At 49.0% G+C, this 23,352-nt stretch carries 17 protein-coding genes; 14 read left to right on the top strand and 3 right to left on the bottom strand.

Translation table 11 applies throughout. The features are described 5' to 3' along the window. Positions 1-278: 278 nt before the first annotated feature. Both AC2TDN_RS03015 and AC2TDN_RS03010 read right to left on the bottom strand, forming a co-directional pair. Positions 279-1,469: an aminotransferase class I/II-fold pyridoxal phosphate-dependent enzyme gene (locus AC2TDN_RS03015; protein WP_484686975.1), complete on the bottom strand. Its 1,191-nt coding sequence runs from the start codon at positions 1,467-1,469 to the stop codon at positions 279-281. A gap of 88 nt (positions 1,470-1,557) precedes the next feature. Beyond that, positions 1,558-2,019, bottom strand: a complete 462-nt coding sequence (locus tag AC2TDN_RS03010) for a hypothetical protein (protein WP_484686974.1) — start codon at positions 2,017-2,019, stop codon at positions 1,558-1,560. 142 nt (positions 2,020-2,161) lie between these two features. On the opposite strand from AC2TDN_RS03010, the gene AC2TDN_RS03005 reads away from it, so the two are divergent. Next, positions 2,162-2,962, top strand: a complete 801-nt coding sequence (locus tag AC2TDN_RS03005; protein WP_484686973.1) for a carbon-nitrogen family hydrolase — start codon at positions 2,162-2,164, stop codon at positions 2,960-2,962. On the opposite strand, the gene AC2TDN_RS03000 is transcribed toward AC2TDN_RS03005, so the two are convergent. Then, the gene (locus AC2TDN_RS03000) at positions 2,959-3,855 is read right to left on the bottom strand and encodes a LysR family transcriptional regulator (protein ID WP_484686972.1); all 897 of its coding nucleotides are present in this window, start codon (positions 3,853-3,855) and stop codon (positions 2,959-2,961) included. The genes AC2TDN_RS03005 and AC2TDN_RS03000 overlap by 4 nt on opposite strands. Positions 3,856-4,018: 163 nt before the next feature. Between AC2TDN_RS03000 and leuC the strand changes: the two genes are divergently transcribed. The 13 genes from leuC to AC2TDN_RS02935 all read left to right on the top strand — a co-directional run bounded on the left by leuC (position 4,019) and on the right by AC2TDN_RS02935 (position 23,325). Further along, positions 4,019-5,434, top strand: a complete 1,416-nt coding sequence (leuC, locus tag AC2TDN_RS02995) for a 3-isopropylmalate dehydratase large subunit (RefSeq protein WP_484686971.1) — start codon at positions 4,019-4,021, stop codon at positions 5,432-5,434. 28 nt (positions 5,435-5,462) lie between these two features. Continuing rightward, the gene (gene leuD, locus AC2TDN_RS02990) at positions 5,463-6,062 is read left to right on the top strand and encodes a 3-isopropylmalate dehydratase small subunit (RefSeq protein ID WP_482065726.1); all 600 of its coding nucleotides are present in this window, start codon (positions 5,463-5,465) and stop codon (positions 6,060-6,062) included. 157 nt (positions 6,063-6,219) lie between these two features. Beyond that, complete coding sequence (locus tag AC2TDN_RS02985; RefSeq protein WP_484686970.1) at positions 6,220-7,656, top strand: N-acetylmuramoyl-L-alanine amidase; 1,437 nt, start codon at positions 6,220-6,222, stop codon at positions 7,654-7,656. 19 nt (positions 7,657-7,675) lie between these two features. Then, the gene (locus AC2TDN_RS02980; RefSeq protein WP_484686969.1) at positions 7,676-8,257 is read left to right on the top strand and encodes a GerMN domain-containing protein; all 582 of its coding nucleotides are present in this window, start codon (positions 7,676-7,678) and stop codon (positions 8,255-8,257) included. Between the two features lie 128 nt (positions 8,258-8,385). Then, positions 8,386-10,869, top strand: a complete 2,484-nt coding sequence (locus AC2TDN_RS02975; protein WP_484686968.1) for an S-layer homology domain-containing protein — start codon at positions 8,386-8,388, stop codon at positions 10,867-10,869. A gap of 163 nt (positions 10,870-11,032) precedes the next feature. Next, positions 11,033-11,728: an endonuclease III gene (gene nth / locus AC2TDN_RS02970; protein WP_482065730.1), complete on the top strand. Its 696-nt coding sequence runs from the start codon at positions 11,033-11,035 to the stop codon at positions 11,726-11,728. A gap of 5 nt (positions 11,729-11,733) precedes the next feature. Continuing rightward, the gene (locus AC2TDN_RS02965) at positions 11,734-12,006 is read left to right on the top strand and encodes a hypothetical protein (protein WP_053376335.1); all 273 of its coding nucleotides are present in this window, start codon (positions 11,734-11,736) and stop codon (positions 12,004-12,006) included. 10 nt (positions 12,007-12,016) lie between these two features. Then, entirely contained in the window at positions 12,017-15,676 is a 3,660-nt protein-coding gene (locus AC2TDN_RS02960) for a dynamin family protein (protein WP_484686967.1), read from the top strand. Between the two features lie 295 nt (positions 15,677-15,971). Next, positions 15,972-17,759 carry an ABC transporter ATP-binding protein gene (locus AC2TDN_RS02955; RefSeq protein ID WP_482065732.1) on the top strand — a complete coding sequence of 596 codons (1,788 nt, stop codon included), beginning with the start codon at positions 15,972-15,974 and terminating at the stop codon, positions 17,757-17,759. After that, positions 17,759-19,582: an ABC transporter ATP-binding protein gene (locus AC2TDN_RS02950; protein ID WP_482065733.1), complete on the top strand. Its 1,824-nt coding sequence runs from the start codon at positions 17,759-17,761 to the stop codon at positions 19,580-19,582. Before AC2TDN_RS02955 ends, AC2TDN_RS02950 begins: the two co-directional genes overlap by 1 nt. A 134-nt stretch (positions 19,583-19,716) precedes the next feature. After that, entirely contained in the window at positions 19,717-20,901 is a 1,185-nt protein-coding gene (purT, locus tag AC2TDN_RS02945; protein WP_482065975.1) for a phosphoribosylglycinamide formyltransferase 2, read from the top strand. 753 nt (positions 20,902-21,654) lie between these two features. Continuing rightward, positions 21,655-21,930 carry a YqkE family protein gene (locus tag AC2TDN_RS02940; protein ID WP_482065734.1) on the top strand — a complete coding sequence of 92 codons (276 nt, stop codon included), beginning with the start codon at positions 21,655-21,657 and terminating at the stop codon, positions 21,928-21,930. Positions 21,931-22,500: 570 nt separating this feature from the next. After that, positions 22,501-23,325: a GDSL-type esterase/lipase family protein gene (locus tag AC2TDN_RS02935; RefSeq protein ID WP_482065735.1), complete on the top strand. Its 825-nt coding sequence runs from the start codon at positions 22,501-22,503 to the stop codon at positions 23,323-23,325. The last annotated feature ends 27 nt before the right edge of the window (positions 23,326-23,352 follow it).

Below are 23,352 nucleotides of genomic sequence, written 5' to 3'. Positions count from 1 at the left end.
GAAAGTCTTAGCTTCCGCGGTACCACCTTTGTTGACGATCTCTACAAGTAGGATCGTCCAGCTTAAGCCTGTAACAGAAGGCGCTGTCCGGCTCATCGCCGGCCGCTCGGAGGTAGGTTCAGCAAGCGGCCTTCGGTAAATTCTCGCAGCCCATGGAATTTACTCTCTGATCGCGACCCATCTTGCTTAATTGTCCCGTCATCACGTTTCATGTTCAATTCCTACAAGCATATCACGATCCAATGCCGCTGTAAAGAAAGTCAAATGGCCGATTTGTACTAAAATAAATTCAGCTTTCCGATCCGCTCGACCGCTTCCTCTAAGCGTGCTTCATTCGTAAGCAAGCCGAGACGAACAAACCCCTCGCCATGCGTCCCGAACCCTACGCCTGGAGCAACCACGACGTCTGCCTCCTGCAGCAACAAATCGGCAAACGATTCAGAGGTGAAGCCTTCGGCTACGGGCAGCCAGCAGAAGAAAGAGCCTCCCGGACGAGCGGCTTCCCAGCCAATACGATCAAGCGCGGCGAATAAAGCATCGCGACGGCGTTCATACATTGCTTTAAGCTCGGTTACGCATTGCTGCGGGCCGGTCAAAGCAAGTGCGGCAGCCTCTTGAATACCGCCAAATAAGCTGCAGTAGTAATGATCCTGTATTAAGTTAATAAGCTTGACGATTTCTGAATTGCCAATCGCAAAGCCTACGCGCCAGCCAGCCATATTATAGGTTTTGGATAGCGTATAAAATTCTACGCCAACTTCCTTAGCGCCTGGCGTTTGAAGAAAGCTTAACGGCTTATTTCCATCGAAGCCAATAGCGCCGTAAGCGAAATCGCTTGCTACGACAATGCCGTGCTTTTTGGCGAACTCCACCGTTTCCGCATAAAATGCAGCATTCGCGACTGCGCCTGTCGGATTGTTCGGGTAGTTCATGAACATCAGCTTGGCTCGTTCAGCGAGCTCTGGACTTATGGCATCGTAATCCGGCAAATAGTCGTTTTTGTCCGTTAATGGCATAAAGGCCATTTCGGCTCCCGCAAGCGCGACGCCCGACCAATAATCCGGATAGCCGGGATCTGGCACAAGACATACATCGCCGGGATTCAGAAGGCACTGGCTTATTTCGACAAGTCCAGTTTTGCCGCCAAACAAAATGGCAACTTCAGTCGTTGGATCTACATCTACGTTATAATCTTCTTTGTAACGCTTAGCAACAGCTTCCTTGAGAAAAGGGTAGCCGCTAAACGGCGGATACTTATGGTAAAGCGGATTAGCAGCAGCTTCCTGCAGCTTCGCAACAATATGGGGTGGGGTCGGCTGATCCGGATTGCCTTGTCCCAAATTGATGACATCGCGTCCCTTGGCCGTTTGGGCATTCGCTTTGGCGACCAGCTTGGCAAAAAATTGCGTCGGAAGTCCATTCATCCGATCTGCAGGTTGAATAAGGTGTTGCCCGATTTGTGTTTCCATTCCCTCACACTCCACATGAAAAATCGCTATCTAGTTAGACAATAGCTTTAATGTAGCACGAATGTGGGGAGATGAGAAGCATTATGCCCTAAGTAGCGGGAACGCCGATCTTTTTAATAAACGGTTTGATATCTGCCTTGAACAAGAACAAATACGGTCTGCGCTTCTCGTCAAATACGAGCAGCAGCGGCGGTTTGTCTTTGCAGTAAAATAAAAACAGATCATCGGAAGTAACCGTAATGTTGCCCGATTTAATCGTCACTGCTTTCTCAAGCGGCACCCGGTATACATAGCTGCAGCTTTCGTCGCTTGTCAATTGGGGTGCGAGTCCCGTAATGGAACCGATCCATGAACCTGCTAAGGATTGATACTCTGCATCATTCGGGATCGTTTTGATCACTTTGCCGGCAGCTACATCGAATACCTGTACAGGCTTGAGACCAACCTCAGAGCTGGGTGCGACATGGGCAGGATGGGCGGCAGCAACTTGGGCAAACAGAAAAAGCGAGCAGCATGCCACAAGCATCGCGGCTATTCGTTTTGGAAGCATAACAGACATTCTCCTTCTCTATTGTAATGTGGTAAAGAGCTTGTTGTTACGTTTCCCATCTTGACACAGAACCATGACAGGGTATCATTAGGGAAAATAAGCAATTATCTTAGATGAAAAAGGTATACTGGAGGAATGGCAGATGAGTAATCAATTGCGGCTTGCACTGCTGCAAATGCATATAGAGGCGGGAAATCCGGAAGCGAACTTCGCGAAGCTGGCGAGCATGCTGGAGGAAGCAGTTAGCGCATTGCCTAAGCCGGATATCATTATGTTTCCGGAAATGTGGAATACGGGGTATGCATTAATAGAAATCCAGTCGATAGCAGATCATGAAGGAGAAAGAACGAAAGCCTTTTTGTCTGCATTCAGCAAAAAGCATAACGTTCACATTATTGGTGGCTCGATCGCGGAACTGAAGAAAGATAAAGTGCTTAATACGATTTATGCCTTCGATCGCGAAGGCAACGTCGTAGCCGACTATTCCAAAATTCATTTATTCCGTCTTATGGATGAAGAGAAATATTTGGCAGCAGGGGAAAAGCTGGGGAGGCTTGAAATCGAAGGCGCAGACGCAGGGATGATGATTTGCTACGATATTCGGTTCCCGGAGCTTGCAAGGAAGCTTGCGCTGGGCGGAGCCAAGCTGCTGTTCGTACCCGCAGAATGGCCGCATCCGCGCCTTCATCACTGGCGTACTCTGCTTACAGCACGCGCCATCGAAAATCAAATGTTCGTTATTGCTTGCAACCGAATGGGCAAAAGCGGCGATGCTCATTTCTTCGGACACTCGCTTGTCCTTGACCCATGGGGAGAGACGATTGCGGAAGCCGGCGAAGAGGAAACGATTCTTTATGCGGATATTGATCTGTCATTAGTTGATTCGGTTCGTTCGAAAATTCCGGTATTTGAAGATCGTAGACCTTCTATATATGAGGCTTAATTATGGATGCTGCTGATCGTCTTGTTCAATGTACGGATAAAGGCATCGGCAGCTTTCGATAGATAGCGTCCCTTCCGGCTAGCGACCACCAGCGTCCTAGTCGGTTTTGACTTTAACGGCAAATAAGCGGGCGCAAATTCAGAGCCTTTGATTCGCGTCAGCATTTGCGGGACAAAGGCAATTCCCATACCGCCGGCTACAAGCGATTGTATCGTTTCAATGTTGCTGCTCTCGAACACGATCTGCGGAGAAAAGCCTGACTGCTCGCATAAATCAACCGTAATTTGGCGGAAGCCTTGACCGCGCTTGAGTCCTATGAACGGTTCCTCTTGCAGCTCTGAGATATCGATTGGATCCACGCGCTTAGCAAGCGGATGCTGGGGAGGGACGGCCAAGCAAATTTCTTCCTCCAAGAAAGGCTCATAGCTTAGCGAGCTGTCGATGAGAGGCAGGGACAGCAGGCTTAAATCCGTTCCGCCGCTCGCTGTAAGCTGCTCCAGCTTGGCTGTCGTATCCTCGACAAGTACAACCTCGATTTGCGGGTATTGCGCGCCGAAGACCGGAAGGACTAACGGCAGGATATGCGAGCCTGTAATGGGCAGCGTGCCTACGACAAGGCGACCCCGCCGCATTTGCGCCATATCGTCCATCTCTTGCTTGAGCTGCTCGACGGCATCTAGAATAGCTTGCGACTTGTCGACAAATACTTGACCGGCCTGTGTCAGCTCAACGGAATTGGTCGTTCGGCGAAAGAGCAGCACGCCAATTTCTTGTTCCAGCTTAGACAGCTGCTGGCTCAGAGAGGGCTGTGCAATATGCAGCTTCTCCGCAGCGCGAGAAAAGTTTTTCTCCAAGGCGATTTGGATGACATAATTTAATTGTCTTAATTCCATATTTATTTCCCTTCTATACTTATTCGAGATCAACGAAAATTCCATTATAGTTATTACCTATAGTCGTTATAGATATTATATCTTGGATCAATGAAGAAAGAAATGCTATAGTAGGTTCAGTTAAGAAAAGCAGAAGATTTAATGAAACGATGGGGTGAATATAATGACGAAAAAGACAATGTTTGAGAAGATTTGGGAAAATCACGTCATTCATCAAGAAGAAGGCAAGCCAAGTGTTATTTATATCGATTTGCAGCTCGTTCACGAAGTAACGTCGCCGCAAGCGTTTGAAGGCTTGCGCCTGTCGGGGCGCAAAGTACGTCGTCCGGACCTTACTTTCGCTACGATGGATCATAATGTACCAACGAAGGATCGCTTCAACATTACAGATCCGATCTCGAAGCAGCAAATCGACACGCTCACGCAAAACTGTAAAGATTTCGGCGTAAAGCTATTTGATCTAGACAGCATCGACCAAGGTGTCGTTCACGTTATGGGCCCTGAGCTCGGACTTACGCACCCAGGCAAAACGATTGTTTGCGGCGACAGCCATACTTCTACTCACGGTGCATTCGGCGCTTTGGCGTTCGGTATCGGTACGAGCGAGGTTGAGCACGTTATGGCTACGCAATGCTTGCAGCAATCGAAAGCGAAGACGCTTGAGGTTCGCTTCAACGGCACTCGCAAGCCGGGCGTAACGGCGAAGGATTTGATTCTTGGCGTTATCGCGCAATATGGAACGGATTTTGCAACAGGCTACGTCATTGAGTTTACTGGCGAAGCGATCACAAGCTTGACGATGGAAGAGCGTATGACCGTTTGCAACATGTCTATCGAAGCAGGCGCTCGCGCAGGCCTTATCGCTCCGGACGAAACAACTTTTGAATATCTTCGCGGTCGTCAATATGCGCCAGCTAACTACGACGAATCGGTTGAAGCTTGGAAACAGCTTACTACTGACGAAGGCGCAGAGTACGACACTGTCGTTCACTTCGATGTAGATGCGCTAATCCCGCAAGTGACTTGGGGAACTAGCCCGGGTATGGGAACAAACATTACAGCTAAAGTTCCATTCCCTGCTGATCTTCCAACAGAGAATGAGCGTAAAGCTGCGGAAGCCGCTCTTGAGTACATGGATTTGAAGCCAGGTACGCCAATGAACGAAATCGCAATTGATTATGTATTTATCGGTTCATGTACGAATGGCCGTATTGAAGATTTGCGCGCAGCAGCTGAAATCGCTAGAGGCTACAAAGTTAACGACCGCGTAACGGCTATCGTCGTTCCAGGCTCAGGCCGCGTAAAAATTCAAGCCGAGAAAGAGGGCTTGGACAAAATTTTCTCAGAGGCAGGCTTTGAATGGCGTGACGCTGGCTGCTCCATGTGCCTTGCGATGAATCCGGATGTATTGAAACCGGGCGAGCGCTGCGCATCGACTTCCAACCGTAACTTCGAAGGCCGTCAAGGCCGCGGCGGACGTACGCACCTTGTTTCTCCTGCTATGGCAGTTGCTGCAGCGATTAAAGGTCATTTCACAGACGTACGCGATTGGGAAATTAAATCCGAAGTGTTGAACTAATTGAACGCGAGAGAGGGGTATAACCGATATGGAACCGTTTAAACAACTTACAGGCATCGTCGCCCCGGTCGACCGGGTCAATGTCGACACTGATGCAATCATACCTAAACAATTTTTGAAGCGCATTGAGCGCAGCGGCTTCGGCCAGTTTCTATTCTTTGAATGGCGTTTTCACGAGAACGGTGATGTGAACGCGGAGTTCGAACCGAACAAACCACGCTACGAGGGCGCTTCTGTACTCGTATCCCGTGCGAACTTCGGCTGCGGATCTTCCCGTGAGCATGCGCCTTGGGCCATTCTTGACTATGGCTACAAAGTCATCATCGCTCCGTCTTATGCGGACATTTTCTACAACAACTGCTTCAAAAACGGCATTTTGCCAATCAAGCTAAGCGAAGAGCAAGTGGAAGAGATCTTCCAGCGCACGGCTAAGCACGATGGCTACAAGCTTGCTGTTGATTTGGAAAACAAACAGCTTTCCGATGAGCATGGCTTAACGATCGACTTTGACCTAGATGAGCACCGTCGTCAATTTTTGCTGCAAGGCCTTGATGATATCGGCTTGACTCTTCAACATGAAGACAAAATTACGGCATACGAGCAGAAGCATGCAGCTCGCTTAGGCTAATTTAATGAAGCAAAGAGGACGATCCAGCCGGTATAGGCGGATCGTCCTCTTTTTTCCTTTTCACGCAACTTTTTCTGACAAGCTGCGTCTATAATTTAGTCTGTTAAAGTCGAATGCACTCATTCGATGCGGGCAATTCCAGTCATCGAGGTGGGAAATGAAGAAATCTGTATCCATGTTGTTGTTTATGTCGGTCTTATTCACGATGTTCGCTTCTGTAGGACAAGCTGCAGAGGTCGTCCCAAAGCTTTTTCTGAATGGCCAGCTGTTAAAAACTGATGTCAATCCGCAAATCATAAACAATGCGACAGTTGTTCCTGTGCGGACGGTTTCAGAGGGCTTAGGCTTTCAAATTTCTTGGGATAATACGGCCAAAACAGCGACGGTCAATCATGGCAATGATGTTATAAAGCTAAAGCTGAATGACAAAGTGGCGATGGTAAATGACCAAATGGTACAAATGGATACCACTGCATCAATCATTAAAGGCACGACGTTAGTTCCGCTTCGATTTATAGGCGAGCAGTTTGGCCTCAATTTTGAGTGGAAAGCTACCGAGAAGGAAGTACATATGTATGAACAGTCGACGGAGCCTACAGGTCCGACAGATCCGACAGATCCGACAGATCCGACAGATCCGACAGTGCCTCCTGTAAACGACCAAACTGCAGGTTGGATTACACAGGTAGCTTATGATGGCGGCGGCAGCTTGACGATTAATTATGAAGGCGTCGTCAAAGCAAACAAGCCGATGCTGCTCGAAAATCCTAAGCGTGTCGTATTTGATTTTCCGAACACAGCATATTCTACGGATTTGGCTACACAGCTTCTGAGCGGTCAAATTGAGGTTAATGTATCAGACAGCACCTATTTGCAAAAGTTCCGTTACTCCTTATTTTCAAGCTCGCCGGAAACAGCAAGATTGGTTATTGAAATCGGTGAAAACGCGGGCTATGTCCTGACAGAAGATTTAGGGAAAATCCAAATGAGCTTTATGGCCATTTCGGATGTTCCAGCCGATCCTAACGCTCCGATTGTAAATCCGCCAGCTTCCAATGACGTATTTGACGTCGTTATCGATCCTGGTCATGGGGGCTCGGACCCTGGCGCGAAAAGCGTATTGAACAAATGGGAGAAAGAATTTAATTTAAGTGTTGGTTTGAAAATGAAGGCGCTGCTTGAGAAAGAAAGCAAAATCAAGGTGCATTTTACGAGAACAGGCGATACATATCCTTCCTTGGATGACCGCATAAAGTTTGCAGAGAACCTGAAGGCAGATTTGTTTTTGTCCATTCATGCCAATAGCGGAGGAAGCTCAGCATCCGGCGCCGAAACATACTATTACCGGGAAAACAGCAAGTCGCTTGCTAATGTCATGCATAAGCATTTGATAGCGGGAACTGGCATTAAAGACCGCGGAGTCAAGAAGGAAGCTTATAAAGTGATTAAGCAAACCACTATGCCTGCCGTATTAATTGAAGCCGGATTTTTATCCAACACCTCCGATGCAAAAATCCTTTTTAACGATGCAGCTCAGAGCCGTATCGCTGCAGAATTAGTAGCAGGAATAAAAGAGTACTTAAACGTAAAATAGAAAGCAGGTGTTCAGTGTAATGAAAAATTTCAAAGCACGCGGGCTGCTTGCTGTCATCATTTTATCTGCTGCAATTGTAGGCTGTGGTGTACAGGACAAGCCAGAAAATAACCCCGAAAACAAGCCGGATAATAACCCGTGGAGTACAATAGCACCAACGGCATCGCCTTCTCCAGAGCCAACACCGGCTTTAAACGAACGCGAAGCTACCATTTACTTAACCGATGTTGAGCTTAGTGAAACAGTTGAGCATTCCGTTAAGCTGTCTTATGAAGAGGATATTGATTTAGTAAAGGCAACGCTTGCTGAATTGCAAAAGGATGCAGGCGAGCATGAACTGGTATTATGGAAACCTATTGAAATTAAATCCGTAGAACTAGCTGATGGACTGGTTACGCTCGATATTCATTTGCCGGACGAGGCACGCCTTGGAGCTCCTGGCGAGCAGTTGGTTTTGGAGACGCTCCAAAAAACATTGTTCCAATTCGATTTTGTACAAGCCATTGAGCTGCTGGTTGATGGCGCGAAGATCGAAACGCTTATGGGACATGTTGAATTAGAGCATCCAATGAAGCGAGAAGAAGCGGCAAGCAACCAATAGCTTTATGTGTTACAAAGCAGATTGTTCACCTCATTATATTTATTTCGGAAACGGCTCCGCCCCTGCATAAGGTTAGCGAAGTCGTTTCTGCATGAATCATTATAAACGCTCAGGGGGAATATTGTTCTATGACATTGCAATTTGCAGGCAAAAAGATCTTAATCGGAGCACTGGCTTTTTCGCTGGTTGTTGGCAGCGGTGTAATCATTCCTTCGCAGATTAATGCTGCGACCTCCATACTTTCAACACCATTTAAAGACATCAGCAGCGGCCACTGGGCTGAGAAGCATATCGCTAAGCTTGCTTTGCAAGGAATTATTGAAGGGTACACAACGACCAGCGGCTCTTTCGTCTTCCGTCCAAGCGAAAATGTAAGCCAACAGGAAGCAGTACTCATGGCGCTGCGCTTTGCTGGCTTGGATAAAAAAGCGGATCAAAGCGCGATTATCGGCTTCCCGACTTCCTTTGCAGTAAGCAATTTCTTTAAAGCGTATGTGACGCTTGCCTTCGAGGAAGGCTTGCTCGATCAGAAAGAGGAGTTCGAGCTCGCTGCGCAGGATTCTAAAGCAGCTTGGGGCACGAAGCCAGCTTCCCGCGAATGGGTAACGAAGCTGCTGGTTCGTGCGATTGAGAAGGATGAGGAAGCCGTGCTGCTTCAGAATACTGATTCTGCCTTCTCGGATCATTCACAAATTAGTTCGATTTATAAAGGATATGTGAATGCGGCTTTAAAGCTTGATCTTGTCAAAGGCGTCACGCCGGCAAAATTCGAACCGAAAGTGAATGTGAACCGGGCGAGTCTTGCAACGATGTTCTCTCGCGCAGAAAAGCTATTTCCTGTAGCTTATGAAGGACAAGCAACCGGAATCGCTTCCCATATTACGGATTCATCAATTGCGATCTATAGCGATAAGAAGGAAACAAGCTACACCATTGATGCAGATACGCTATTCTATCATGCCGATAAAGAGACACCGATTACGAAACAGCAATTGGTAGAGTATGGCGATGTAACGGTCATTGCCAAAGACGGCAAAGCGAAATACGTGGAAGTGAAAGGTGACAAGCAATATACAAAAACCATTACGGGGACGCTTGATCGACTAATTGCAGCTGAGAAAAAAATATTTATTTGGATAGACAATAAGCCGGTTGAAGTTTTTTATAACGACTCGCTAACGGTTGCTGACACGGAAGGCAATGCTCTCTCATTAAGCGCAATTAAGAGAGACAGTCAAATCAGCATCGTCCAGGACAATTTCCGTGAAACGCCGCTGGCCATTAAAATTGTTGCTGCCCCGCAAGCGTCAACGACAAAAGCGAGCGGCACGTTCTATGGGACTGACGGCGAGCTCATCACGATTAAGACAGACACCGAGCTTGTATCTAAATTTATGGCTGAAACGGTTGCCGTAGAAATAGATGGTGTAGTAGGCGCGTCCGTTCAAGATCTGATCAAGGGAGCCGATGAAGTTGAGGTTACCTTTGATGATAAGGATCAGGTTACGAAAGTAAAAGTTGCGAAGCGCAATGTAAAAATGATTGCAGGAGCACAAATAGCAGGTTTTCTTTATGATAAAAAACTGCTGACCGTCCTTGACGCGGAAGGCAGCAACGCCCAAGCGTTGTATTTTACAGATAAGACAAAGATTGAGTACAATGGCAGCACGTTAACATTGGCTTCTGCAAGCAGCCTATTGACGCAAAACCGTAAAATCGTTATTAGTTACACAGGCAACTCGATTATATCGCTTCAATTCGTAACGAAGTATGTAGGTGCTTTTGTCTCTTTGAATGCCAACTCCAATTTGATGACGGTGAAATTGGATGGCGGTGCTTCAATTTCTGTTCCTTACAACACCGCAACTGTAGAACATTCAGCTATTAATAATGCAGGCTATAGTGATTTAAAAGCGGGTGATAAGCTTACGCTTGAATTAGGCAGCACGCAGGATCGAGTGTCCACGATTAAGGTTCATTCGAATACGCAGTATGAGGTTTTATCTATCGATACGGTATACAAAAGACTTCGTATTAAAAATGCTGCGACTCCAGCTTTTGATTTGTCAGTACTCAGTACGGAGCTGGTGAACGAAGTAGGCGCTAAGCTGACTGTGGATCAAGTTGCCCCAGGCTCAATGATCACTGTAAGCTATATCGGAAAACAAGCGATATCAGCAAGAGTAGTACCTGTTACTTTTGGCAAGATACAGTCCATTACAGCAAACAGCGTAACGATCGTGGATCTTGCAGGTCAAACCTTAGCTTTTAATGGCGATGCAGGCTTTCAGATCATCAAGGGAACTTCTCAAGGCAATGCGACAAGCCTGCTGGCTGTAGGTGATTATGTTGAGATTCAGAAGCCGGATGGCGTCAAAACTCAAATTACGGCTGCGATCGGCGAGAGCCGCGTATTTACAAGCTACAATTCGACTACAGCTCAAATTTGGACGGAAATTACATCAACGACGGATAACCGCAATTATTTTAATGTCATGAGCAACACCAAATATATCGTGAACGGAAATGCGGCTGCGGTAACGGCTTTTAAAGCAGGAGATAAGATTACGATTTACAGCTTTAGAAACAATGTGATTGCAATCGTCAAATAAAGAAATACGTAAAAATGCGGCGATAACAGCCCGAGATATTTATTTTTTGTGAAAAAACTGCCCTTAGGGGCAGTTTTTTTATAGAATATGCTTGATTACGGTTGCGAAGCGTGACAAATTTCGCTACACTTTGAACGATAGTGTTTGATTAGGGGAGAGGACGATGAGCGCGAAACAGAAAATGCGTCATGTACTGGACATCATTGCGGACATGTTTCCAGATGCGCACTGCGAGCTTAATCATAGCAATCCGTTCGAGCTTACGATAGCGGTTCTGCTGTCGGCGCAATGCACGGATGAAACGGTCAATAAAGTGACGGTGTCTTTATTCGAGAAATATAAGAGTCCTGAGGATTATTTGAGCGTACCGCTGGAGGAGCTTGAGCAAGACATTCGCCGCATCGGTTTGTTTCGCAGCAAAGCTTCCAATATACAAAAGCTATGCCGCATCGTCATCGATAAGTATGGCGGAGAAGTGCCGGAGAGCCATGAGGGCTTGACTGAGCTTCCAGGCGTAGGCCGCAAGACAGCTAACGTCGTCATGTCCAACGCCTTTGGCGTTCCAGCCATTGCCGTTGATACGCATGTGGATCGCGTGTCGAAGAGGCTTGGGTTCGCCAAGCAGGAGGATACGGTGCTGGAGGTTGAGAAGAAGCTGATGAAGCTCGTGCCGCGCGAGGAGTGGACCTTGACTCACCATAGGCTTATCTTCTTTGGCCGCTATCATTGCAAAGCGCAAAGCCCGCAGTGTCCGATTTGTCCGCTGCTTGATTTGTGCAAAGAAGGAAAACAACGTATGAAGCCAGGCTTTAAAACAAAAAATAAGAGTATAAAACCTAAAATAGCCAATGAAGGATGATGAAAATGAACTGTATTTCCGTTTACACAAACAATTTCGAGCTTTTTTCCGATATTTACGAGCAGGTGCTTGAGTCTCCGCCAGAGGAGAACGAAGATCTAGTAGTGGAAGGCATTACAGTGAGCGGCTCCGGCGACGTGCCTGAACAGTACATCGAGCGTATGCGCGTAAAGCCAGAGGTTGTCGTGATGAGAGATAAAGAGCGCAACATTATGATTTTGCAGCATGGCAACGTTTTTGAAATTTGCCTGCCGTCTGAAGAAGAGCAAGCCGTTTAAGGAGAAGCAAATGACAGAATCAACGGTGCAAAGCATAGCAAGAGCTATATCCGAGGCAGCAGGCTTAATGGGAGCTGCAGGAGATACCATACATGCCAAGCAAGCACAGGAGTTAAACAGTAAGCTGACCGACGGTCGGCTTACTGTCGCTTTTTGTGGACATTTTTCGGCTGGCAAATCAACCTTGATCAATCGTTTATGCGCAGCGAAGCTGCTGCCGTCAAGCCCCATTCCGACCAGCGCCAACGTTGTATCGATTCGCGGAGGCGATCGGGCTTACGCGGCAGTAGAGACGCTTCGCGGCGGCGCAGCAACAAAAGCGGAGGTTCCAATCGATGAGCTGGACCGTTATTGCGTAGACGGAGAACAGTTCACATCGGTATCTATCGTTTACCCTAGCGAGCTGCTAGGCGATCATACCGTGCTGCTCGATACTCCGGGCATCGACTCGACCGACGACGCGCATCGAATGGCTACGGAATCGGCGCTGCATCTTGCAGACGTCGTGTTTTATGTGATGGACTATAATCATGTGCAATCGGAAATCAATTTTTCGTTTGCGAAGCAGTTGAAGGATTGGGGCAAGCCTCTATACTTTATCGTGAATCAGATTGATAAGCACCGCGATCGCGAGCTCTCCTTCGCCAGCTATCGGCAAAGCGTACAAGATGCGTTTCACGCTTGGCATTTGGAGCCAGCGGGGATCGTTTATTTGTCGTTGCGCGAGCCAGAACATCCGGAGCAGGAATGGGAGTCGTTGCTGGAGCTGCTGGAGCTGCTTCAAACGATTCGGGGGCCGCTGAGCGTATACAGCGTAGATGCCTCCTTGCGCCATGTCGCGGCGGGCCATTTGAAGTGGAGCGAGCTGCAGCGGGAGCCTGAGCGGGAACGGCTGCTCGAGGAAGCAGGCGGCGAAGAGGCTGCTGCCCTTGTAACGAGTGAAATGGACCGCTTGCAGAAGCTTATTGGCAAAATAGCAAATGAAAAAGAAGTCTATCGCGGGCAGCTTCGCAAAGAGCTGCAGACGCTGCTCGATAATGCGAATATTACGCCTGCTGGACTGCGTGATTTGGCTCAGACGTTTTTGGAGAGCCGCAAGCCCGGCTTTAAGGCGGGGCTGCTGTTCGCGGCTGCGAAGACGGCTGCGGAGCAGGAAAGGCGCCTGCAGGCGTTCAGCGACGAATTGAACAGCTTAATCAGCGCTTCAATTGATTGGCATGTGAAGCATCTGCTGCGCGTGGAGGCAGAGCGTATCGGGTTTGACAGCGAGCGGCTGGAAGCAGAGCTCGCACGGACACTTGCTTGGCTGCCGGATTCGGAATGGCTGCTGGCGCGGGTTAAAGCTGGAGCCGTCGTCGGGAACGAGTATACGATGACGTATAGCCGCGACCTAGCCGCGGATGTGAAGTCGGTTTATCGCCAGCGGGCGCTTGAGCTGATCGATGCGCTGGCGGATCATGCGGCGGCGGTAGGCGAAGCATCCGCCGCTGAGGCACAGGCACAGCTTGCAGCGCTTCGCGCGCAGGCTGGCGCTATTGGTGCGCTGTCTGCGCTTGCGAAGCGCGCTGATGAGCATGAGTCGCGGCTGGCGGCAGCGATGCCTGAGGCGCCGGCTAGGCCGGCTTTGCCTGCACCGCGCGCAGCTGGTGCGGGTGCGGGTGTGTCCGCGGCCAGCGCTGTGGCGGCGGCGCGGGAAGCGCTCGCGAGCGAAAGCGGACGCGGCAGCGCAGCAGCGCCTAGGCGCGAGGCAGCAGGGCGGAGCGCCTTGGCTGGCGGAGCCGCGCTGGCGCAGCAGCACAGCGCTGCTGCGCGCTTAACGAGCGCAGCGGAGCTGCTGGCGCCGCACGCTTCGCTTTCCTCTGCGGCGCATGCGATGCGCGATAAGGCGAAGCGTCTGCAGGACAGCCGCTTCACCATCGCTTTGTTCGGCGCCTTCAGCGCAGGCAAATCATCGCTGGCGAATGCGCTGATCGGCGAACCGGTGCTTCCGGTTTCGCCTAATCCGACGACCGCCGCGATCAACCGGCTCGTGCCCCCTACGGCGGAGCACGGCCACGGCACAGCGCGCATCGTCATGAAGACGCGCGCCGCGATTGAAGACGACCTGCGCTATTCCTTGGCGCTGCTCGGCGAGAAGGCCGGCACCGAGCATCTGCCGGATGCCGCAGCCCTAATGCGGGCGATTGACCGGCTAACCCCCGATTCCATCGGGGCTGGCGGCCGCCCGCACTTTAGCTTCCTGCGCGCAGCCCGCGCAGGCTGGGCAGAGCATGAGCTGCTGCTTGGACAGCAGCTATCGGTCGACCAAGCGGAGTATGAGCGCTACGTCGCAGAGGAATCCCGTTCCTGCTTCGTCAGCGAGATCGAGCTTCACTACGATTGCGCGCTAACGGCGCAAGGCATTGTACTCGTTGATACGCCTGGCGCGGATTCGGTTAATGCCAGACATACGGGCGTAGCCTTCAACTATATCAAGAACGCGGATGCCGTTCTGTTCGTAACCTATTACAACCATGCCTTCTCCCAAGCCGACCGTCAGTTTCTGATGCAGCTTGGCAGGGTAAAGGATCAGTTCGAGCTCGACAAAATGTTTTTCCTCGTGAACGCGGCCGATTTGGCAGCGGATCAAGAGGAGCTTGACGGCGTATTGAAGCACGTGGAAACGAATCTGCTGCAGCATGCGATTCGCTCGCCGCGCCTATTCCCTGTATCAAGCCTGCAGGCGCTTGACGGCAAGCTTAGCGGCGACGCTGAGCTGCTCGGACGCTCTGGCATGGAGGAATTCGAGCAATCATTCCTTTCCTTTATTCAGAACGACCTCGGTCGACTTGCTATCGATGCAGCAGAGCAGGATTTGAAACGTGCGGCTGCAACCGTTGCAGGCTGGCTTCAAAGCGCTGAGGGCGATGCGGCAGCGAGGGAAGCGGAGCTAAGTACGCTTAAACAGGCTGTTAACGATGCGACGAGCGAGATCGGAGCGCTGCAGTCGGGAGCTATGCCTGAGCAGCTTAAGCAGGAGCTGAGCGAGCTCTTGTATTATGTCGTGCAGCGTATTCAATATCGCTTTGGCGAGTTTTACAATCTTGCGTTCAACCCTGCGTCGCTGCAGGATGATGGGCGTGATTTGCGCAAAGCGATTTGGACATCGTGGCTTGAGCTGCAGCGGCTTGTCCAGCTGGAGCTCTCGCAGGAGATGCTGGCCACGTCCTTGCGGATGGAGCGAGGCGTTCATTCGCTGCTTCAGAAGCTGTACTTCAGCACAGCGCAGCGCTTGGAGGCGTCAATCGCCGCTTACAGCGCAATCCCTTATGTTGCATCTGCTTTGCCAACACCGGAGCAGCCTGCTGCATGGGAAGCAGACGCGATCGATTCGAAGCTTCTTTGGAGCCGCTTTAAATCGCCTCGGCAATTTTTTGAAGGCGAGGGCAAGTCCTTGCTTCGCAAAGAGCTTGAGACGCTGCTTGCTCCTTCGCTAAATGGATGGATGGCCGAGCAAACGGCGCTTTGGACATCGCTTTACGAGCAAATTTGGCAGCAGGCTGCGGTTCAAGCTGGGGGCAAGCTGCAGGAGGATATGCTGGCATACGAAAGCGGCAAGCGCAGCTCGCTGACTGGAAACGCGGATACGACTGAACTCAAGCTGCTCTATAATCAATTGATTCATCTCTAATCGTCAATGAATGTCGATCGTTCTATCGCATTACTAGCTGAATGCTTTTGCCGGTGCTAATCGCGCCTGCAAAAGCATTTTTTATTTTAGTGTGTTTCCGTGCAAAAAGTGAGCAATAGGCACATATTTGTCATGATTTAGGACCAATTGGGAGCATTAACCGTTTCCAATTTCCATAATGCGGATTTAAGCGGGTTCTATCACATATATGCATATTTATACTGTTTGCTCGCATTTCACGATGCTGATAATATTCATTCATACTTACAAAATAGATACGGGGAGATGGATTTACTTGGACGTTTTAAGGCAGTTGAAAGCATTCTATTGGGCGGAGCGAAAATTTTTATTCTCCTCCATTTTATGCTTAATGTGCGCTACGGCGCTCGGACTTGTCTATCCGAATTTGCTGCGATACCTCATTGATGATGTCATCATGCCAGAGAAATTCGAATTAGTTCCGGCGCTTGCATTTACGGTAGTAGGAGTAGTCAGCTTTAAAGGCTGCATGCAGTTTTTACACGGATTTTTTGGCGGACGCCTTGGCAACAAAGTAGCTTTCCGTATGAGAAACGCTTTGTATGACAAGCTGCAAACGCTCTCCTTTCAGTATTATGACAAAGCGAAGACGGGAGATCTCATGTCTCGCCTGACAGCGGATCTGGAAGCGATCCGCAACTTTATCGGCTTCGGCTTTGCGCAAATTTTGAACATGGTGCTTATGATCGTGTTTGGCGGTGCAATGATGCTATCGATCCATTGGCAGCTCACGCTCATCACGCTCGTGACGATTCCGCTTCTCGGCTTTGCGGCCATTCGTTTCGAACGCAACATTCACCCTGCATTCCGTGAAATGCGTCAAGCGATGAGCAACCTAACGACAGCGGTTCAAGAGAACATTACAGGCGTTCGAACGGTCAAATCGTTTGCTCGCGAATCCCATGAGGTGTCGAAATTCTCACTGCGCAGCGAAGCTTATCAGACGAACCAAGTCGGCGCTGCCAAGATTTGGGCTAAATTTTTCCCCGTTATGGAGCTTGTCGCCAACTTAAGCGCTGTCATTCTGCTTGTTACTGGCGGTATTCTTGTTATTGACGGTTCACTGAAGCTCGGCGAATTCGTCGCATTTTTCAGCTTGATTTGGTATATTATCGGTCCGATGTGGGGCCTTGGGTTCCATATCAACAACTACACGCAGTTCAAAGCATCAGGCGAGCGGGTGCTTGGCTTGCTTAACGAGCATGTTCATGTCAAAAACACGGAGCATGCCATTGAAGTTACGAATGAATCGGTGAAAGGCGATGTTCGCTTTAATCATGTCACCTTCAGCTATCCCGACAAATCGCCTGCGGTAACCGATCTTGTAATCGATGCGCCAGCAGGCTCTGTTATCGGATTTCTTGGTGCAACGGGCTCAGGCAAATCAACAATCATTCAATTGCTCATGAGAGCCTATAACGTCAAAAACGGTACGATTACGCTCGATGGCATCGATATTCGCGACCTGGATGTCGCAAGCCTGCGCCGCTTGATTGCACCTGTATTCCAAGAGACGTTCTTGTTCTCGGCTTCGATCCGTGACAACATCGCTTACGGGGTGAAGGATGTAACGCCGGAACAAATCGAGTATGCAGCAACGCTTGCCAAAGCGCATGATTTCATTATGGAGCTGCCGCTTGGCTATGATACGATCGTCGGCGAGAGAGGGATGGGCTTATCCGGCGGCCAGAAGCAGCGGATCGCAATTGCAAGAGCGCTGATCAAAAACCCGCGCATTCTTATTTTGGACGATGCTACAAGCGCCGTTGATATGGAAACGGAGCACGAAATTCAAGCAGGCTTCAAGGAGCTGATGGCCGGCCGCACTACCTTTATTATCGCGCACCGGATATCCTCGCTCAGACACGCCGATGAAATTGTCGTGCTGGATAATGGTCATGTCGTTCAAAGGGGTACGCATGCAGAGCTGATCAAGCAGCAGGGGCCGTACCGCGATACTTACAACATTCAATATGCTGACTATCCGCTTGATGATTCTACATTGGTCGAGCAAGCGCATGATCGGAAAGGGAGTACCGTATAATGAGCACGAGTGTCAAAGCAAAGGCCAGCAATAAAAACGAACGCTTCATCTATCAAGACGACGAGCTTATTGAAAAACCGTTTAACTGGGGACAATTACGCCGTTTGTTCATGTACATGAAGCCATACTCCAAGCAATTAATGCCTGTCATATTTATGATGATTTTAGGTACGATGACACGCCTAGGCGTTCCTGCGCTCGTCATCCTTGCAATCGACGAAGCAATTGCTCCCGAGAATGGAGCTACAAGCGTACCTAAGCTGCTCATCTTTGCTGGAATCATGCTCGTTTTATATGTTATCCAATGGGCATCCAATACGTACCGGATCAAATATACGAATATTATCGGTCAAAGCGTCATTTACGATCTTAGAAATCATTTGTTCCAGCATATTCAAAAGCTGAGCTTCCGTTTCTACGACAAACGACCGGCAGGTTCAGTGCTCGTTCGGGTTACGAACGACGTCAATGCGCTGCAGGACCTATTCACGAACGGGGTCGTCAACCTGCTGATGGACTGTGTCCAGCTGTTTGGTATCGTCATCATTTTGCTAGTATGGAACTTTAAGCTGGGACTTGCGGTCATGATTACAGTGCCGCTTATGTTCCTCGTATCAACGACGCTGCGCAAAAGAATCCGTTTTGCTTGGCAGGATGTGCGGATGAAGCAATCCCGCATCAACTCCCACTTGAATGAAAGCATTCAAGGGATGAAAGTAACACAGGCATATGTCCAAGAAAAAGACAATATGAGCTTCTTTGATCATATGAATACAATCAATGTGAAGTCTTGGAACAAAGCCTCTGCGCTAAACCAAGCCTTTGGACCTGTAATCGAGATCACTTCGGCAATCGGAACTTTTATTTTGTTCTGGTACGGCGCACATCTCATTCAAACGGAAGCGATCACAGTCGGTTTGCTAGTCGGATATGCCAACTATATCGGCAACTTTTGGGACCCGATCAACCGTCTCGGCCAAATGTATTCCCAGTTGCTCATTGCGATGGCATCGTCAGAGCGAATCTTCGAATTTATCGACGAAGAGCCTACTGTAGCCGAATTGACGGAAGCGAAGCCGCTGCCAAAAATTAAAGGCGAAGTGAAGTTTGACCGCATCGTGTTCGAATATGAGAAGGGCAGACCGGCATTGAAGGGCGTAACGATTGACGTAAAAGCGGGTCAGTCCATCGCGCTCGTCGGTCATACCGGCTCTGGCAAAAGCACGATCATCAATCTGCTATGCCGCTTCTATGATCCTGTTGAAGGACGCGTGCTCATTGATGGCATCGATATCCGTGATGTCTCCATAGAGAGCCTGCGCTCCCAGGTCGGCATCGTGCTTCAGGATACATTTATTTTTGCAGGCACGATCCGCGACAATATCCGGTACGGTCGTCTGAACGCGACAGACGCGGAAGTTGTGAAGGCGGCACAAGCGGTCAATGCCCATGATTTCATTATGGGACTGCCTGACGGGTATGACACGCAGGTTGAGGAGCGAGGCAATGTGCTCTCCATGGGACAACGACAGCTGCTGTCATTCGCGCGCGCGCTGCTAGCCGATCCGCAAATTTTGATTCTGGATGAAGCGACAGCAAGCATCGATACGGAAACGGAGCTTAAGATTCAAGAAGCGTTAAAAGCGCTGCTTGCGGGGCGCACATCCTTCATGATCGCACACCGTTTATCGACGATTCGCCACGCTGACGAAATTATTGTGCTTGACCATGGCCAAATCGTGGAACAGGGCAATCATGAGACGCTTATTGCTAAGCGCGGTGTTTACAACGGCTTGATAGAAGCACAGTACCGTTTTCTATAATCGTCAACATAAAATGGTTGATTTTTAACCGAGGAACCTCCACAATGGAAGAAAAAACGAACCGAAGCGCTTGTCCAAACCAGCTGCAGCTGCGGATAACGATTCGATTTGCTTCCAGGAGGTTCTTTTTCTTTATGTATGGATCACCGTTATCATCGAATGCTCGTAAAATAATGCTGCTTGGCTCAGGCGAGCTTGGCAAAGAGGTTGTGCTGGAGGCACAAAGGCTTGGTATCGAGACGATTGCCGTAGATCGTTATGAAAACGCGCCGGCAATGCAGGTTGCTCATCGCAGCTATACGACCGACATGCTTGACGGAGCAGAGCTTCGCCGTATTATCGAGAAGGAGCAGCCGGACTTTATCGTTCCTGAGATCGAGGCGATTGCGACGGAAACGCTGCTGGAGCTGGAGAAGGAAGGGCATCGCGTCATTCCAACGGCACGGGCTGCATGGCTGACGATGGACCGCGAGGGTATTCGCCGCCTTGCTGCTGAAACCCTTGAGCTTCCGACTGCACCTTATCAGTTTGCGGACACGCTGGACGAGCTGCGACAAGCGGCCGAAGCACTTGGATTCCCATGCGTCATTAAGCCGATCATGAGCTCTTCAGGCAAAGGGCAAAGCGTTTGCCGCTCTGAAGCGGAGCTTGAAGCTTGCTGGAACTATGCGATGGAGGGCGGACGTGCGAAGAAGCAGCGCATTATCGTTGAGGGCTTCATTACGTTTGAATCCGAAATTACGCTGCTCACTGTGCGATCTGTCTCCGGTACGAGCTATTGTCCGCCGATCGGTCATGTTCAGAAGGACGGCGATTATATTGAATCCTGGCAGCCGCATGAAATGACGGAGCAGCAAATCGCACAAGCGGAAGCGATTGCTCTGCGAATTACGGATGAGCTAGGCGGCTACGGCATTTACGGCGTAGAGCTGTTCATTACGAAGGACGGCGTATTATTCAGCGAGGTGTCGCCTCGTCCGCATGATACGGGCATGGTGACGATGGCTACTCAGGATTTATCTGAGTTTGCGCTGCATGTAAGAGCCATTCTAGGGTTTCCGATTCCGACGATTCGCCTGCTGACGCCCGGCGCTTCGCACACGCTCAAAGCAGATCGGGAGAGCGGCTTTTTCCGCATAGGCGGCATTGAGGAGGCCTTGTCGGTACCGAACACGCAGGTACGACTATTCGGCAAGCCAGAAACGAAGGTTGGACGGCGCATGGCGGTCGCGCTTAGCTCTGCTTCAAACGTCGAGCAAGCGCGTGATTTGGCAAGGAAAGCAGCTGAATCGCTCTTTATCGAGTATGGCAACGAATAAGTAGTCCATAAGAGGGGGCTGTCCCAAAAGTAGAATGCTCGCTGGGAAGCTAGCTCGCTTTGCATGGAATGTTGGAAGACATGAACAAATAGCGGTACAGGGAGCTATTCCTGTACTGCTATTTTCTATTCAGGTCTATGGTTGCTTGCTTCATGAGATTATGGGCAGGCGAAAGTCGAAAGTCTCCCCACCTCCAGGTTTACCTATGGCAAGCCACGAAACAGAAATCGGCGGAATCCCCCGTTCTTCTGTAGTCTCGGGTTCAATCATTCATGGGGCGGAGCCCTCATGAGGCAGCATGAACGGGAAAAACTCCCGTTATTATAGGCGTTTTTTTGCAAAAATCAGGTTTAGATGGATTTTCTCCCGTTAATATCTCGCTTTTGACCCTATTTCGGTGAAAGTGCTCCGATTAACGGGAGGTTTTCCAGCTAAATGAACGAACTGACGTCTTATCAGGAAAATAGATGGAGTTTTTCCTGTTAGTTCCACAAAAACTGGATTTGAGATAGCCTTTTATTTCAAACTTACGGGTTAGAACAATGAATGCTGTATGCTGTGATAAGATGTTCCCATTCCGTGCGAACGCTTTTGGGACAGCTCCTTTTTGCTAGCATGATATCGAATAAAATTCAGTTGATACTTGCAAGGTGAGCAGATGAAAGCTATTATTATTAACGATTATTTTTTAGCATATAATGCTGTATGCATGAATGACGAACCGTATGAATTCTTAAGGCAGGTGTAATCGCAATGGGCAAGAAACAGAAGAAAGCAGCGTCGGCACCGCCAAAGGCAGCTCCAAAGAAAGAGGCTGACAATGGTCTGACGCTTAAGGATTTACTGGGCAGCGACGTGCTCAGCAAGCTCAAAGCCCAAGCGGACGAGATGAAGCAAGCGGAAGCATCACGCAAGGAGGATCTTCGCAAGCAGGAAGAAGAGAAGAAGAAACAAGAGCAAAAACGTCTGGAAAATGATTTCTCGTATTTGCTTGAAAATAGCGATCCGAACTGGTCTAAACACAAATAGCAGTTGGATAAGCTTGCCTATTCGAGCGCATGGCTTTATAAAAGCACCCTTTGGGTGCTTTTTGTTTTATTGTCTGTAAATCCTGTTAACGGGAAAAGTTGCTTGGAAATTTGAGGAATGGCATCATTTTTGAGTCACATTAAAAGTTCATTAACATTGCTGCTGTTGCTTAGTCTCGAAATGCAAGCAAGGCTTGCCTGAGGATTGTAGAACGATTGTACTCGGAAGCATTTTCGTCTTAAAGCCAAATGCCTTGCAGCCTTTGGGCGAGCCAGGGTCCCAGGTGACGTAGAAATGCCTGCATTTCATACAATCTATACGCTCATTTGCGTTCATTTGGCTACCTCATCATATCATTTTATGTTTATTAATCGTAATACATATTACAAAAGGTAGTCGAGATATGTCAAACTCTAACAATGATCGAGAAAGAGGAAGTCGCTAAAGCATCGACTTTTAAAATAAATTTTAGCGACGCATACATAAATCCCATTTATCTGCAAAACATGCTAACAACAACTATTAGAGCCATGCATGCTTGCACAGCTAAAGGGAGGAGGCAGGTTTCACTTGAAAGCTGCTATGCTATGGCGTTTATTAGCCGTATCGTCGATATGCGCTACAGCGTTGCTGTTCATTGGCTTCGGGTGGGCAGTCAAAGATACCCTTTATCCTGATTTGAAGCAAGAGATGAATACGAATGGGTGGAAGCAAGAGGGCGCTCTTCCAGCATTTCACTCCTTTAAAGATGCGGCGGAAATTCGAATAGTTGCACTTGGCGATTCGCTTACAAAGGGAACTGGCGATCATACGGGCGAAGGGTATGTGAAGCAAGTAGCCAAAGGTCTTCGCAGTGAGTGGAATAAACCGGTAACAATCGTAAACAATCTTGCCATAAACGGGCTGCGTGCCGATGAGCTTGCAGAACGTCTAGAAAGTGACAGCGGCTTTGCCTATGCGCTGAAGCGTGCAAACTTGATCCTATTGACGATTGGAGGAAACGATTTATTTCATCATGCGCGTACAAGGAATGCGGGACGCAAGCTTACGGCCTTCACCATGCTTGATCGAACGAAGGAGCTTCCTGCTGTGTTGAATCGCTTCGAGCGGGTCATTAAGGTGCTTCACAAGATCAACAGCACTGCGAAAATCGTTTACGTCGGCTTATACAATCCGTTCTACGATATTGAGAAGCTGCGTATCGGAAGCATTCAGGTGCAACAGTGGAATGAAGAGGCCTATACGCTGCTTCACAGCTATCCGAATATGATCATGATTCCAACCTATGATTTGTTTGAGGGAAAAATCGGCGATTATCTTTCTAATGATCATTTTCATCCCAATCATCAAGGTTACGGGAAAATAGCTTCGCGTATTTTGGATTCCTTGAATTAGAAGGTTTTATTGCGCTCAAGAGTGGAC

It is taken from the genome of Paenibacillus sp. Y660 (assembly GCF_057221575.1).
This window is presented reverse-complemented; position numbering and strand designations above follow the sequence as displayed.